We start from the raw sequence: 13,659 nt of genomic DNA, 5'->3' as shown, positions 1-13,659 counted from the left end.
TCTGGCAAACCTGACATCGGCACATTCATCACACAAAACAAAAGGGCCCCGAACGGGGGCCCTTTCATTATTCATACTTTCGCGCCTCAGCCTTCCAACGCCATTTCCTCGGCTTCTTCCTCCAGAGCATCAACACTGACATCCAACGCCCCGTCTCGTTTAGATTTGATTTTGGGCGCAGCCTTCCGCCACGCGACAAGGTTTTGCCCAATGTCTTTGTAAAACTCTGGAACAATTTCTTCCAAGGATGAGATGAAATTGGTTTGCTGCGTAAACTTCGCACCAATTCTGCGCGACAGTAAAACGTGGAAACCAAGCACTTGCATACCTTCTTTCCCGGTTTCCGCAATCGTGGCATCTTCCCGAAGCTCTTCGAGTGGATAGAGCGTAGCCTCACTGCTACCAGGCCACATCAAACGAATGTGGATATCCGGCGTTTCGACAGATTTCAGTTGTCTCAGAAGCCAGTTGACGCGGGCTTTGGTTGATTTCTTATCCTCCGGCGCCCTGAGGAACATCTCCACTGATATGGAGCGCGTCATCAAATTGGCATAAACCTCTACAGGAGAAGCGGCATCAGGAATGATGAGCGTTGTACCTAAACGTTTTGTTTCCCGCAGACAGGCAAACTCTTCTTTCATACGCAGGTTCGGATCATCCATGTGCTTTCTTGGGAGCTTCTCACGAACCAGTGTCTGGGTCTGCCGACTCAAAATAAGGGAAAGATCGCGGGTTTCCTGATGCCAAGCTTCAAGAACAACTTGGGCTGATTCGGACTTAGCTGGTATCCCTTCAGATGCAGAGACAAGCTTGTTCAGCTCTGTCCATTCTTGCGGCATCCGGTCAAAACCTTTTATCCCCGTACTTTCGTGGGTTAAAAAACGCTTTAATTCATTGAGTAGATAAAGCTGATCTGGGTCAGAAACCTCATCGTTGCTTATCAACAAGTCTGCCGTCGTAAGAATGAACATCCAGGACCAATGATAGACTGGAATACGAGACCGACTTTTGCGAACAGATTGCAACGGGTGATTTTCAGGCTTGGATGTAAACTGATTGGAAATCGTAATTACGCAATCGACCCCATGCAATTTAGCAAGGTTGCGATATCTTTCTACTTGGTCATCATCCAGCAGGTTTGAACCGACCTTGGTTTCAACGAGCGCCCGCCATTCGCGTTTTCCAGTCTGCACTATTAACAGGCCATCCGGGCGATCTTTCGACGCTGTTTTATCCCCAGCAAAAACAATCTCGGTAAAGGCGTCAATCGTAGAGGTACGACCAACACGAACACCTAATGACTTCAGTAAATTTTGTCCGAACTCATGAATACTTGTTAAACAACTTAGCACGACTGCGGTTGTTCTGCCCTCTTTCGAAGTTGTCGCCAAAACTGGAAACAATCGCGCTGCTTCACCTTGGGACAAATATTCTGGTCTCATCTGTCTCCCCCCTTCAAATGCAACCAAAGGTTAGACCTGAGAACACAAGTACCGCAACCAAAAGATTTATTAAGCAGATATAATTTAAGTACCCCAGTTCCATAACCGAAAAAAAAAGGGCCCCGAACGGGGGCCCTTTCATTATTCATACTTTTGTCTGTGACGGCATTAGCCAGCCACATGCGCCTCGATGGCAGCCAGTGCGGCGTCGGCCTGTGACGGGTCGGAACCGCCACCCTGCGCCATGTCCGGACGGCCACCGCCGCCCTTGCCGCCGAGTTTCTCGACACCGATACGGACAAGGTCAACCGCGCTGAATTTTGCGGTCAGGTCTTCGGTCAGGCCAACCACGATGGACGCCTTGCCACCATCACCCGAAACAAGGGCCACGATACCTGAACCCATCTGATCGCGCAGTTCGTCAACCATGCCTTTGAGTTCCTTGGCAGGAATACCGTCGAGCGAACGCAGGGCAAGTTTGACGCCATTGATTTCCTTGAAGGCATCGCCACCCGATGCACCACCGGAACCGGCAGTCGCAAGTTTCTTGCGCAGATCGGATACTTCGCGTTCAAGACGACGACGTTCTTCCTGAAGCGCCTTCACGCGCGCCGGGACGTCTTCGGCAACGGCCTTAAGATCAGCTGCCACAGTTGCCAGCACGTTTTCGCGTGCGGCCATGTATTTGGCAGCATCGGCACCGGTCAGGGCTTCGATACGGCGCACACCGCTTGAAACCGCACCTTCGGAAACGATTTTGAACATACCGATATCGCCGGTGCGCTTGACATGCGTACCGCCGCAAAGTTCGAGCGAATAAGCGTGTTCGTTGCTTTCGGGCAGGCCCATGGAAACAACACGGACTTCATCGCCGTATTTTTCACCAAACAGCGCCATCGCACCCAGTTCAATCGCCTCGTCCGGGGTCATCAGACGAGTGGTGACTTCGCTGTTTTCGCGGATAAGACGGTTAACGTCGGCTTCGATCAGTGCGGCTTCCTCGGCGGTTACGGCCTTGGGATGGGATACGTCAAAGCGCAGGCGGTCCTGTGCGACGAGCGAGCCCTTCTGGGTCACGTGACCACCAAGATGCTTGCGCATGACCGCATGAAGCAGGTGCGTTGCCGAGTGGTTGGCACGCAAGCTTGAGCGGCGGGTATGATCAACGCGGAACTCCGCAGCATCACCAACAGCAACATTGCCTTCGACAACCTTGCCCAAATGCACATGAAGGGCACCAAGCTTTTTCTGGGTGTCGGTGATTTCAATGACCGCACCCTTTTCGGTTTTGATCACACCGGCATCGCCCTGCTGACCACCGGACTCACCAAAGAAGGTGGTCTGGTTGGCAAGAACAGCAACCTCGTCGCCCTTCGATGCGGATTTGACTTCGGCACCATCCTTGATCAGCGCGGTCACAACGCCTTCGGCGGTTTCGGTTTCATAACCAAGGAATTCGGTCGCGCCATCACGGTCATTGATGTCAAACCAGACTTCTTCGGTGGCCGCTTCGCCCGAACCCGACCATGCAGCACGGGCCTTGGCTTTCTGTTCTTCCATGGCCGACGAGAAACCGTCTTCATCGATGCCGATTTTACGCGCCTTAAGCGCATCGGCGGTCAGATCAAGCGGGAAGCCATAGGTGTCATAAAGCTTGAAAGCAACGTCACCCGAAAGGGTCGCACCCTCGCCCATGCCATCGGTCGCGTCATCAAGCATCTTGAGCCCGCGATCCAGCATGGTTTTAAAGCCCTGCTCTTCCAGCTTGAGCGTTTCTTCGATCAGTGCCTGTGCACGCACCAGTTCCGGGAAAGCACCGCCCATTTTGCGGACCAGTGCCGGGACCAGTTTATACATGACCGGATCCTGGGTGCCGACCATATGCAGGTGGCGCATGGCGCGACGCATGATACGGCGCAGAACGTTACCGCGACCGGCATTGGACGGCAGAACACCATCCGCAATCAGGAAGCTGGTCGAACGCAGATGGTCGGCAACCACGCGGTGCGACACATTATGCGGACCATCCGGATCGGTATTGGTGGCGTCGGCCGATGCTTCGACCAGTGCGCGCATCAGATCGATGTCATAGTTGTCATGCTTGCCCTGAAGGACGGCAGCAATACGTTCCAGACCCATGCCGGTATCAATCGACGGCTTGGGCAGATCAACGCGATCACCATTTGCCATCTGTTCATACTGCATGAAGACGAGGTTCCAGATTTCAATGAAACGGTCGCCGTCTTCGTCGGCACTGCCCGGAGGGCCACCCCAGATGTGATCGCCATGGTCAAAGAAGATTTCCGAGCACGGACCACACGGGCCGGTATCGCCCATCGACCAGAAGTTATCCGAGGTCGGAATACGAATGATGCGGTCATCGGAAAGACCGGCAATCTTTTTCCACAAACCATGGGCCTCGTCATCGGTGTGATAGACCGTGACCAGAAGCTTGTCCTTGGGAAGACCATATTCCTTGGTGATCAGGTTCCATGCGAATTCAATCGCGTTTTCCTTGAAATAATCGCCAAACGAAAAGTTGCCGAGCATTTCAAAGAAAGTGTGATGGCGGGCCGTATGACCGACATTTTCAAGGTCGTTATGCTTGCCACCGGCACGCACGCATTTCTGCGAGGTGGTCGCGCGGGTATAATCGCGCTGTTCCTGACCGGTGAAAACGTTCTTGAACTGGACCATCCCGGCATTGGTAAACATCAGGGTGGGGTCATTGCGCGGCACCAGCGGGCTGGAAGAAACGACTTCGTGGCCGTTCTTGCGGAAGAACTCCAGAAACGTGGTGCGGATATCGTTAACGGTCTGCATATCTCTCCAACCCGGAAAACGCGGAACAAATTCATCCGCCGTGTTGGCGGACGGACTGCCCTATTTAGCGGGTCGGCCCTGCCCTGTCCAGTCAGGCGAAAGCGTTCAGCGCCAATTGTATCAAGATTTATGAGATTACGGCTTGGCTCATGCTCGAAACCGCTGGATGCTATACAGTCTTCAAGACCATTGAAAACCGATCCCTGTTCATTTGCCTCACAAAGCCAAGCTTCTCAAAACCCAGTCGACGCAATAATTTGGCAGATGATCTGTTTCCGGGATGGGCAAAAGCCGTCAACACGGGAATGGCTGTTTGGTGGCGGGCATGATCAATTGCGGTCTTTGCCAGCTCTGTGGCATAGCCCTGCCCCCAGAAATCGGGATTAAAGAAATATCCCAGTTCCGGCCCCCAGTCAGGATCGAACGGATCGATATACAATCCACCCCAGCCGATTATTCTTTGATCCTGACGCAACCGGATCACCCAGGGGGCGAAACCGTCAGATTTGCGGCGCGCCTCAAAGGCACTCAATCGCCTTTCGCAGTCATCAATTGTTTTGTCGCAATGGGTAAAGCGCATTGCGACGGGATCTCCCAGGAACGCAAAAAGGTCGCCAATATCGGCGACCTGCAACGACGTATAGAACAACCGTTCGCTTCAGAACTCCACAAAGGAGTTAGTCATTAATGCCTTCCTGAATTTGCTGACCAAGCTTTTCCACGTCGCGGCCGAATCCCTGAGCGGTTTCGCAGGCTGAAAGAGCCACGCCAAGGCCAAGAACCAGTGCAAGTGCCAACAAACGCTTCGTTATCATTACCATCGTACCAGGTTGCTCCGTAGCTGGGCGGATCAGATGCCGCTTATTGATTATGGGGCCATTCTGGCGTGACCGCGCACAGCTTACAACTGATAACGCAGCCCTTTGCCCCGATCACCCTTACAGACCAAAAGGACGCCATTATGGCGCCCTTCTGACCTTGTGCCGATCCGGGTTCCGGACGGCCAATCCTGGAATTGCATCATCGGCCTACATCGGCGGACGACGACCGCGCAGCGCATTCACCAGAAGTGAAATGGCAAAAAGCACGATAAAGACAAAGAACAGGACTTTGGCAATCCCGACGAATGTCCCGGCCAGACCACCAAATCCCAGAACGGCGGCAATAAGGGCAAGGATCAGACAGAATATGGCCCAACCTAACATGGCCTGTCTCCTGTGATGAGCGGGGGATGTTGCACATCTGGCAACGGATCAGACCGTCACATTTTCGGACGGTCACATTTACTGTGCGCTATCCTGAATGGCTTCACCGGCGTCTTCGACGTCTTCGCCAAAACCTTCGGCGGTTTCACAAGCGGCCAGGCCAACGCCCATACCCGCAATCATCAGAACGGCAAAAATCTTTTTCATCAGGTCCGACATGTTTGTTCTCCTGTTTGCTCGTAAGTGAAATGTTTCACAACACTCAAAACGGGAAGAAACGGGTGATGTTCCCGCAACTCACGCCAATTGCCTGATTTGAAACAATTAAGGCAGCCTCAACCCTTTTAATTCCGGGCCCCTTGACCAATCGTGATCATTTTGAGGCAGGGAAAAAAAAGAGGACATATTGGTCCTCCTTTTTCCTTGAAGCTTTCCCGAATTCAGGACCCCGGCAGGTTCAGGAATTCAGCAATCGCTGTAACAATCCTTTGATGAATCTGGCCACGGTCTGTGCCCGGAGGATCAGAGCAAATTGGATCGCTTCCTTCTTCTTTCAGAAGTTCAACCGCCCCCGGCACACATTCCGCAAGAAACGTCAGGTGATTTGCCGGTGCAAAGATTGCCGAGGATGCGTTTTTGATCCGTGCAACCAGATTGCTGCCCGAAGGGCCAAAGTCGGTAGCCGCCCACCTGTCTTCATCACCAAGGCCAACAAACAATATGGCATTGCTTACATTCGACAGGCTGGCCTGCGTGGCTGCAAACCCCATGCCCGGTTCGATTGCGACGATGCGTTTGATCCGGTCGTCCGACTTCGAAGCGGCGAAGTCATTTGGCAAATGATCGACATCTACACCGCCTTTGCGCAAAAAGTCACAATCCTGCGCCGCATCACCAAGTCTTTTACAATATTGAGCATAAAGCGCCTGATCGAACTGCACCCCGGAAAGACTCAGCACCGTCGTCCCCCCTAAAGAAAACCCGATTGCCGCGATATTCCGAGGATCAATGTACGGGGCAAAAGCCGGATTGGAGAGTATCTGATCAAGAGTGGCACTGATATCTTCAGCACGTTCACCTACAAATGGCGTCCGTCGGGGCGAAGAGTCCCCCGATGTTGTACCTGGATGGTTTAGCGCAACAACGATCGCCCCGCGCAAAGCCAATTGTGAAGACAGCCAGCCAAGTCCGTCCATATTTCCTCCTGAACCGTGGGAAAGAAGGATCAGGGGGTGGCGTCCCGGCGCGATTGCAGCACCAATATAAGCATCCGTACCTTTCCAGATGACGTTCCCGCCAACAGGAGCACGATAAATGAAGGTATCAGCCGGGTACCAGACTGATGCTGCCAATGGCATGGAACGATGGGCTGCCCGCACATCGAACCGATCATATCCGGGGTAATCTGATTGCTGTTTTGCGTGAACAAACGATGGGGACAAACCCGCCACCAGAAGATGGGAAAGCAGGACGACGACATAATTAAGTTTCATGATCAGGTTCCTTGTTCGCAGTTTAAGCTTGTGGGAACCTTCTGGCGCAAACTAGAATTTCCTGCGTCCTCGAACGGGTTTGTGAACGTATCAAAACCGGTTTTGATACCTTTGTCGGGAACTGACTGTCCGATGCTTGTCCTCCCTGTCCCAATCATTGTTGCCCTGGTTCTGGTTTTTCTTTTTGTCCGCGCGGCCGTGGGGGGAAAAACCCCCAAGATGCTTATGGCGCTCCTGCTTGCGTCTGCAGGGCAAAGTGTTTTGGTTGGGACTGTGCAATATTATGGCTTCACCAGTCTAAGGTGGCTTCAACCCGTTACTGCGTCGGTAATTCCCGCTCTGGCATGGATTGCATTTGTCGAAGCCAGTATCCGTATCCGACTGCATAGCCGGGACTGGTTGCATTTTCTGGTACCGGCCGTTGTTTTACTGTGCGTGCTTTTTTTGCCTGCAATCATTGATGTGGTACTTTGCAGTCTTTTTGTAGGGTATGGATGCGCGATCTTGGTCATGCTTCATCGCCAAGCTGGCGATTTTGCACATATGCGACTGGCCTCGGGCCACATACCATCACTGGTTTGGCGTTTCATCGCGTTGGCATTAATCGCTTCTGCCATAAGTGACGTTATGATCATTGCCGCAAAGACAGGCGGAAATGATCAGATTGTCGGTGTCATTTTAAGTGTCACATCTTCGATGGCTCTGCTCACCATCGGCTTTCTGTGTCTTTCCCCGGATATTGCAATTGATATCGATACAAACGATCCGCCGGAAAATCCGGCATCCAGCCACATTCCCCGAAACGTCGACATCACAGAACACAAATCCACAATGATCCAGCTTGAGGATTTATTGGTGGGGCAGCGGCTTTATCTCGACCCGGATTTGACACTTGCGCGCATTTCGCGGCGTATGGGTATACCGCTAAAGCAGATTTCGGCCGCGATCAACGCCACGACCGGTGAAAACGTATCGCGCTATATCAATAAATTCCGGATCGAACATGCCTGTAACGAACTTGGCCGCGGTCAGAATGTGACAACGGCCATGCTTTCGAGTGGCTTTAACACCAAGTCAAACTTCAATCGGGAATTTCTGCGCATTACTGGCAAGACGCCCAGCCAGTGGCAACAACAGTCACAAGCTGACTGACCCTGTAGGGTATCCCTTTTTACCGTTGTCAGCCCATCACCGGGCGCATGAAGCTGCGCTCATAGGAAATGATCGAGCGGTTCCGAACTTCCATATTCAGGACTTCCTGACATTCCCCGTCATCAGCCATACGGGTTCGATAATCTTCATATTCGGCAAGGCTCGGAAAGCTGAACAGCGCATAGGCGACGTTACTGGCCCCTTCGTGGGGCAGGAAATAGCCATGATGCGTGCCGCCCATGCGGTTGACGATGGGAATCCAGCGTTTGGCATATTCCTCGAACTCGGGGATTTTATGGCTGTCGATGATATATTTCAGATAGCAGGTGATCATGGCGGGGCTCCTGACCGGTGGCAGCTATATTAACGTCCAAAAGCAAAAGGACGGACCGCAATCACGGCCCGTCCTTTGGAAAACTAAGCTGAAAAATCAGCTCGATCAATCGTCATTGACCGGTTCATCTTCGCTCATATTGGTCATGCTTTCGGCAATCAGACCGGCACTCTCGCGAATGCTCTTTTCGATTTCCTGGGTCATTTCCGGATTCTCGCGCAGGAAGGTCTTGGCATTCTCGCGGCCCTGACCGATCCGGGTCGAGTTATAGGAGAACCATGAACCCGACTTCTCGACAATCCCGGCTTTAACACCAAGATCAAGGATTTCGCCCATCTTGGAGACGCCTTCGCCATACATGATGTCAAATTCGACCTGCTTGAAGGGCGGTGCCATCTTGTTTTTGACGACCTTGACGCGGGTCTGGTTACCAACGACCTCGTCACGATCCTTGATCTGGCCAATACGGCGGATATCAAGACGAACCGAGGCATAGAATTTAAGCGCGTTACCACCGGTGGTGGTTTCCGGGCTGCCAAACATCACACCGATCTTCATACGGATCTGGTTAATGAAGATCACCATACAGTTCGACCGCGAAACCGAGCTGGTCAGTTTACGCAAGGCTTGGCTCATCAGGCGGGCCTGCAGACCAACATGGGTGTCGCCCATCTCGCCTTCAAGCTCGGCACGCGGTACAAGGGCAGCAACCGAGTCAACGACCAGAACATCAATCGCCCCGGAACGGACCAGCGTGTCGGCAATCTCAAGCGCCTGTTCACCGGCATCAGGCTGCGAGATCAGAAGTTCGTCGGTATTCACACCCAGCTTGCGGGCATAGCCCGGGTCAAGCGCGTGTTCCGCATCGACAAAGGCACAGGTCCCGCCAAGTTTTTGCGCCTCGGCAATGGTGTGCAGGGCCAGCGTGGTTTTACCCGAACTTTCCGGACCATAAATTTCAACGATACGGCCACGCGGCAAACCGCCGATCCCAAGACCGATATCAAGACCGAGTGAACCGGTCGAAATGGCTGAAATGTCAACGGCGCTATCCCGCTGACCCAGCTTCATGATCGAACCTTTGCCAAATGCCCGTTCGATCTGCCCAAGGGCGGCTTCGAGTGCCTTCTGCTTATCCATAGTATCCTTATCCACCAAATGCAGCGCGGTCTGAATCATTGCTCGAACTCTCTTATTCCACAGGGCCGGGTAGGATGCAACGCAGGCGGTTCCCCGGACCTAAATGCGGAACGCCACCGCTTGAAGAACCTGCTGCCCAGACAGACTGTTTTCCCTGTTCACGTCAGCAGAACGCTTGAGAACATAATGTGAACACTCTCATAAAAAATCGGATGTTGCAAGTTTGTTCTTTTTCTCTTCGATGCCAGAATTTATCGCCAGAATCAAAAACCCCGACCAGAATTCGGTCGGGGTGCAGCATTTCCGGATAAGAAACCTGTCTTTAGTTGGTGATTTTCAGGTGTTCATGCTTATGCGCATGACCATGATGATCATTGCCATGATGATGGGTTTCAACATGCAGTTCGCCCGGAACCGTATAAAGCTGTCCGTGACGGACACCGGGCTGGGCAAGAACCTTGTCGGCGAAGGTCCGAATTTCCGATAACGCACCACGCAGGGTCACGCTTTCAAGACAGGTATCGTGATCAATGTGGAAATGCACCGTCGAGACCGTCAGGTTGTGGTGTTCATGCTGGGTGCTCATCAGACGGGATGCCAGCATGCGTTCTTCATGGTCATAGACATAATTCAGAACGGCGATACCGACGCCGTCAGCATCCTCGCTGAGCTTGGTGTTCTGAAGCTTTTCCCGAATCAGATCGCGGAACCCTTCGGACCGATTGGTATAGCCACGGCCTTCGAGGAAGGCGTCAAAGGCCTCCATCAGATCGTCTTCAATCGATACCGTCACGCGGGTCATGGCAATTCCCTTTCAGAATCATCGTCTTGACATGTATGAACAATTTTGAAAAATTCATACCACCTGTTTTACAGACCTAATTTCCCAAAGGATAGCAGATGTTTCAATCAAAGTTCGCACGCGCCCTGATAATTGGTGCGACCGGATGCCTTTTGGGCAGCGCAGCGGCAGCCCATGAATTCATTGCCCGCACGAGCCAGACAGATGTCGCCCCCGGCAGCAGTGCGGTCCTGACGATGGATTCGACCCATCAGTTCGGCATCCCCGAAGAGGCCGAAGCTACCAGCCATGTGCGCGCCCAACTGATCACACCAGCGGGAAAAACCGACCTTGAAGTGGTCACAAACCCCGATGCCCCCAATCTTGTGGCGTCCTTTACCTATCCTGATCAATCAGCCTGGCTCCATAGCCATCGCCTTCCGGTCGTGTGGTCGCAAACGCCTGACGGCTGGCTTGAAGGCAGGCTTGATCAGCATGCCGATGCAATCACATCAACGCGGTATGAAAAATTCGCCAAACACCTGGTTGGCGGATCGCAAGAAAACGACCTCATCACCGCAGCACTTGGTGACAAACTTGAAATCGTGCCGCTTGCCGATCCGCGCAAAACCGCAATCGGGGCCGATGCCGAGTTTCAAATTCTGCTGGATGGCCACCCTTTAACGACAACTGTTCTTGCGACCTATGCCGGGTTCACCGATACCCCGTCATCCTGGGCCTATTACAGTGAAACACTCACCGACGAGCACGGCAGTGCAATTGCCAAAGTCCGCATTTCGTCACCGGGTCTTTGGGTTGTACGTGTCGCAGCCGACGTTTCCGACCCGCAAGAAGATGTTCGGGTTCACAACCTGCGTGCCACGCTGAGCTTCTATGTGGATGGTCAGGAATAATGTTCGCACGCCCTCTTCGATGGCTGCCAGTTCTTCTGGTCCTGCTTTTTGCCGGACCAGAAGATGCTTTTGCCCATGGGGCTGGATGGCAGCTGGTCGATAGCGATACGACGGTTCGCTATCGCTTTGGCTATACCGACGGAAGCCCGATGGCTTTTGCCGAAATTGTTATTACCGCTCCGGACGGGAAAATCTGGCAAAAGGCGCGTACAGACCGGACGGGCCATTTCGCCTTTGCCGTAGACCCCGCCTCAGAAACGGACGGTCCCGCCGGAAAATGGCACTTAAAGGTCGCTGACGGCATGGGGCATGTCGTGCAACTAAGCCATCAGCCGGACAGCGCACCGAACCCCGAACAAACCGAACATGCATCATCCAATGCAATGCAAGGCACCTCTGCGCTGTTTGACCTGCCCCTTTGGGCAGATATCCTGTTCGGGTTAAGCCTTTTGGCCAACCTGTTTGGCGGCTTGCTGATCTGGCGCCAACATGCCTGGAAAAAACTGTCAGTGCATGAACAATAGTGCAACACCGGCAAAGGCAAGGCAGGTTCCAGCAACGGCCTGCCAGCCGACCGGCTTGCGCATGACCAGTCCTTCATAGACGATCAGCAAGACTGGCGGCAAAGCCATCAATGTCGAGGCAATCCCGACATTGGCATTCTGAACAGCCGCCATCGACAGCCACACCCCGATAGCAGGTCCGATTAACGCCCCAAGCAGCAACCACTTGCCAACATCAGGTGCAATACAGGCAGTAACGGTCCGTCGCACCCGACCCAAAAGGATGGCAATGCCCCACATGACAATGACGGCAACCAGCGTTCTGATCCAGGTCGCTGACAAGGCGGAATAGCCATCAATCAATGCATATTTCGCGGTGATCAGATTGGCGACCTGCCCGATCGCCCCGCCAAGCCCGAACAAAATCCCCAGAACATAGTTGCGCCCGCCGAGGCCGACAGGTCGCCCCTTTTTACCAAGAATAACAATCAGAACACCACTGACGCCAAAGGCGATGCCCGCGATTTCAATCGGGCGCAGGGTTTCGTCAAACAGCAACCATGCCAGAACTGCCCCCATGATCGGTACGGTCGACATCAACAACATCGAAAGCCTTGCCCCGATCAGGACAAAGGCCTGAAACAGCATGGCGTCCCCGATCACAAGCCCGACAATGGAAGACAGGCTGAGCCAGCCAAGCTGTTCCCAACTTACGGCCGCAGGCCAGGGGGATCCTTCAAGCAGCAAATGCAAAACCGTCAGACAGAAAATCGAACAGGCCAACCGCCCGCGATTGACCGTCTGGGCCCCGGCCTTGCCGCCAATATTGGAAAAGATCATGCTTGATGTTGCCCAGCACAGGGCGGCGGTAAAGGCGGCTGCCTCACCAAACAGGGGGATCATGGGGCGCGTTTCCTGTCATTGATATCATACCGGACTTTTGACCGGCTTCGGGCGTTGGGGGCCAGCTATCCATAAGCGCAAATTTGGGGGCGTTTGCAATCTGAATTATCGGGGCTAACGGCATCGCGGTCGCAACTTCTTGCGAATTTCTGCATGCATCGTATGTTCATGAAATCACGCATTTAAGGATCCAAGCATGACCAAGGCCCGACAAAAAGACAGCAACGGTAAACCGTTCAAGGGAATTCGCCGATACCTTCATGACGGTGAAGTCGTGATCATGGATTTGCCGATATCGGCGGTGTCGGTTCTCGTCCCCGGTTTGATCAAGATCATCTGGATTGCCGCCCTGATCTATGCGTCCTATCACTGGCGTGAAATTTACAATTTCCTGATGCCGGAATTCCGGAGCCTTCTGACCGGGCCCGAGGCATTTGCCGCCCTTGACCGGATCTGGGAGGAATATGAATTCGTCTTTTCCTTTGCCCTGATCGGTTTGATCCTGGCAGCCATTTCGATTGTCTGGAGCATCCTGCGCCGCGTCCTTGGTGTTTCAACACGGGCCGCAAAAGACAGCCTGCTTTTGCCCCTGACCGCGATCCGTGATCTGTTCTTTTTTGAACGCGTCATTACCAATAACCGGATTGTCACGCGCAGCGGTGTTTTGCGCAAAGATCAGGATGATCGCGGGTTTGAGGCGATCAAATCCACCCGCATCAGCAAAAGTGTTGTCGGCAATATCTTTGATTATGGTGATCTGCATATCACCGACCGGATCGGGCATACCTTCACCCTGCATCAGGTCAGCCATCCCGAAGATGTCGCCAAGCAGCTGTCGGATTTCTTTGGGCGCGTTTACGCCAATCAGAACCAGAACGCCCCGATCGACATCACCCATCTGGGCTCAAATCAGGCGATTGAAGCTGATCCTCAATCCACACGCACACCGGAAATGTAAGGAATATCCGG

At 53.3% G+C, this 13,659-nt stretch carries 15 protein-coding genes; 4 read left to right on the top strand and 11 right to left on the bottom strand.

The window, feature by feature from the left end; all coding sequences use genetic code 11:
• Positions 1-86 precede the first annotated feature (86 nt).
• The 7 genes from TH30_RS12980 to TH30_RS12950 form a co-directional block, all read right to left on the bottom strand.
• The gene (locus TH30_RS12980; RefSeq protein ID WP_114098525.1) at positions 87-1,442 is read right to left on the bottom strand and encodes a hypothetical protein; all 1,356 of its coding nucleotides are present in this window, start codon (positions 1,440-1,442) and stop codon (positions 87-89) included.
• Positions 1,443-1,610: 168 nt separating this feature from the next.
• Positions 1,611-4,265 carry an alanine--tRNA ligase gene (gene alaS / locus TH30_RS12975; protein ID WP_114098524.1) on the bottom strand — a complete coding sequence of 885 codons (2,655 nt, stop codon included), beginning with the start codon at positions 4,263-4,265 and terminating at the stop codon, positions 1,611-1,613.
• A 169-nt stretch (positions 4,266-4,434) separates the two neighbouring features.
• Positions 4,435-4,914: a GNAT family N-acetyltransferase gene (locus TH30_RS12970; protein WP_114098523.1), complete on the bottom strand. Its 480-nt coding sequence runs from the start codon at positions 4,912-4,914 to the stop codon at positions 4,435-4,437.
• A 28-nt stretch (positions 4,915-4,942) separates the two neighbouring features.
• Positions 4,943-5,086: an entericidin A/B family lipoprotein gene (locus TH30_RS12965; protein WP_114098522.1), complete on the bottom strand. Its 144-nt coding sequence runs from the start codon at positions 5,084-5,086 to the stop codon at positions 4,943-4,945.
• 207 nt (positions 5,087-5,293) lie between these two features.
• Entirely contained in the window at positions 5,294-5,470 is a 177-nt protein-coding gene (locus TH30_RS12960; protein WP_114098521.1) for a DUF1328 domain-containing protein, read from the bottom strand.
• Positions 5,471-5,548: 78 nt separating this feature from the next.
• Positions 5,549-5,689, bottom strand: coding sequence for an entericidin A/B family lipoprotein (locus tag TH30_RS12955; protein WP_114098520.1), 141 nt, complete (start codon positions 5,687-5,689; stop codon positions 5,549-5,551).
• 221 nt (positions 5,690-5,910) lie between these two features.
• Entirely contained in the window at positions 5,911-6,963 is a 1,053-nt protein-coding gene (locus TH30_RS12950; RefSeq protein ID WP_114098519.1) for an alpha/beta hydrolase family protein, read from the bottom strand.
• On the opposite strand from TH30_RS12950, the gene TH30_RS12945 reads away from it, so the two are divergent.
• Entirely contained in the window at positions 6,928-8,115 is a 1,188-nt protein-coding gene (locus tag TH30_RS12945) for a helix-turn-helix domain-containing protein (RefSeq protein WP_258548719.1), read from the top strand. The two genes, TH30_RS12950 and TH30_RS12945, sit on opposite strands and share 36 nt — an antisense overlap.
• A gap of 28 nt (positions 8,116-8,143) precedes the next feature.
• Here TH30_RS12945 and TH30_RS12940 read toward each other — a convergent pair whose 3' ends face one another.
• The 3 genes from TH30_RS12940 to nikR all read right to left on the bottom strand — a co-directional run bounded on the left by TH30_RS12940 (position 8,144) and on the right by nikR (position 10,391).
• On the bottom strand, positions 8,144-8,449 hold the full coding sequence (locus TH30_RS12940; RefSeq protein ID WP_114098518.1) for an NIPSNAP family protein: 306 nt from the start codon (positions 8,447-8,449) through the stop codon (positions 8,144-8,146).
• Between the two features lie 105 nt (positions 8,450-8,554).
• Complete coding sequence (gene recA, locus TH30_RS12935; protein WP_114098517.1) at positions 8,555-9,628, bottom strand: recombinase RecA; 1,074 nt, start codon at positions 9,626-9,628, stop codon at positions 8,555-8,557.
• Positions 9,629-9,911: 283 nt separating this feature from the next.
• Positions 9,912-10,391, bottom strand: coding sequence for a nickel-responsive transcriptional regulator NikR (nikR, locus tag TH30_RS12930; protein WP_114098516.1), 480 nt, complete (start codon positions 10,389-10,391; stop codon positions 9,912-9,914).
• 98 nt (positions 10,392-10,489) lie between these two features.
• On the opposite strand from nikR, the gene TH30_RS12925 reads away from it, so the two are divergent.
• Together TH30_RS12925 and TH30_RS12920 are read left to right on the top strand one after the other, a co-directional pair.
• Positions 10,490-11,284 (top strand): DUF4198 domain-containing protein, encoded by a 795-nt coding sequence (locus tag TH30_RS12925; RefSeq protein ID WP_114098515.1) that lies wholly within the window; start codon positions 10,490-10,492, stop codon positions 11,282-11,284.
• Positions 11,284-11,808, top strand: a complete 525-nt coding sequence (locus TH30_RS12920; RefSeq protein WP_114098514.1) for a carboxypeptidase-like regulatory domain-containing protein — start codon at positions 11,284-11,286, stop codon at positions 11,806-11,808. Before TH30_RS12925 ends, TH30_RS12920 begins: the two co-directional genes overlap by 1 nt.
• Here the strand turns inward: TH30_RS12920 and TH30_RS12915 are convergent.
• Entirely contained in the window at positions 11,791-12,690 is a 900-nt protein-coding gene (locus tag TH30_RS12915) for a DMT family transporter (RefSeq protein ID WP_114098513.1), read from the bottom strand. The genes TH30_RS12920 and TH30_RS12915 overlap by 18 nt on opposite strands.
• Before the next feature lie 196 nt (positions 12,691-12,886).
• Between TH30_RS12915 and TH30_RS12910 the strand changes: the two genes are divergently transcribed.
• On the top strand, positions 12,887-13,648 hold the full coding sequence (locus TH30_RS12910) for a PH domain-containing protein (protein ID WP_114098512.1): 762 nt from the start codon (positions 12,887-12,889) through the stop codon (positions 13,646-13,648).
• The last annotated feature ends 11 nt before the right edge of the window (positions 13,649-13,659 follow it).

The organism is Thalassospira profundimaris, assembly GCF_003326795.1.
Taxonomy (GTDB): Bacteria; Pseudomonadota; Alphaproteobacteria; order Rhodospirillales; family Thalassospiraceae; genus Thalassospira; species Thalassospira profundimaris_C.
This window is presented reverse-complemented; position numbering and strand designations above follow the sequence as displayed.

What these genes read in the sequence shown, in the direction of transcription:
- TH30_RS12980 (WP_114098525.1), bottom strand. Translation starts at nt 1,442, where the DNA reads ATGAGACCAGAATATTTGTCCCAAGGTGAAGCAGCGCGATTGTTTCCA.
- alaS (WP_114098524.1), bottom strand. Translation starts at nt 4,265, where the DNA reads ATGCAGACCGTTAACGATATCCGCACCACGTTTCTGGAGTTCTTCCGC.
- TH30_RS12965 (WP_114098522.1), bottom strand. Translation starts at nt 5,086, where the DNA reads ATGGTAATGATAACGAAGCGTTTGTTGGCACTTGCACTGGTTCTTGGC.
- TH30_RS12960 (WP_114098521.1), bottom strand. Translation starts at nt 5,470, where the DNA reads ATGTTAGGTTGGGCCATATTCTGTCTGATCCTTGCCCTTATTGCCGCC.
- TH30_RS12955 (WP_114098520.1), bottom strand. Translation starts at nt 5,689, where the DNA reads ATGTCGGACCTGATGAAAAAGATTTTTGCCGTTCTGATGATTGCGGGT.
- TH30_RS12945 (WP_258548719.1), top strand. Translation starts at nt 6,928, where the DNA reads ATGGGAAAGCAGGACGACGACATAATTAAGTTTCATGATCAGGTTCCT.
- TH30_RS12950 (WP_114098519.1), bottom strand. Translation starts at nt 6,963, where the DNA reads ATGAAACTTAATTATGTCGTCGTCCTGCTTTCCCATCTTCTGGTGGCG.
- TH30_RS12940 (WP_114098518.1), bottom strand. Translation starts at nt 8,449, where the DNA reads ATGATCACCTGCTATCTGAAATATATCATCGACAGCCATAAAATCCCC.
- recA (WP_114098517.1), bottom strand. Translation starts at nt 9,628, where the DNA reads ATGATTCAGACCGCGCTGCATTTGGTGGATAAGGATACTATGGATAAG.
- nikR (WP_114098516.1), bottom strand. Translation starts at nt 10,391, where the DNA reads ATGACCCGCGTGACGGTATCGATTGAAGACGATCTGATGGAGGCCTTT.
- TH30_RS12925 (WP_114098515.1), top strand. Translation starts at nt 10,490, where the DNA reads ATGTTTCAATCAAAGTTCGCACGCGCCCTGATAATTGGTGCGACCGGA.
- TH30_RS12920 (WP_114098514.1), top strand. Translation starts at nt 11,284, where the DNA reads ATGTTCGCACGCCCTCTTCGATGGCTGCCAGTTCTTCTGGTCCTGCTT.
- TH30_RS12915 (WP_114098513.1), bottom strand. Translation starts at nt 12,690, where the DNA reads ATGATCCCCCTGTTTGGTGAGGCAGCCGCCTTTACCGCCGCCCTGTGC.
- TH30_RS12910 (WP_114098512.1), top strand. Translation starts at nt 12,887, where the DNA reads ATGACCAAGGCCCGACAAAAAGACAGCAACGGTAAACCGTTCAAGGGA.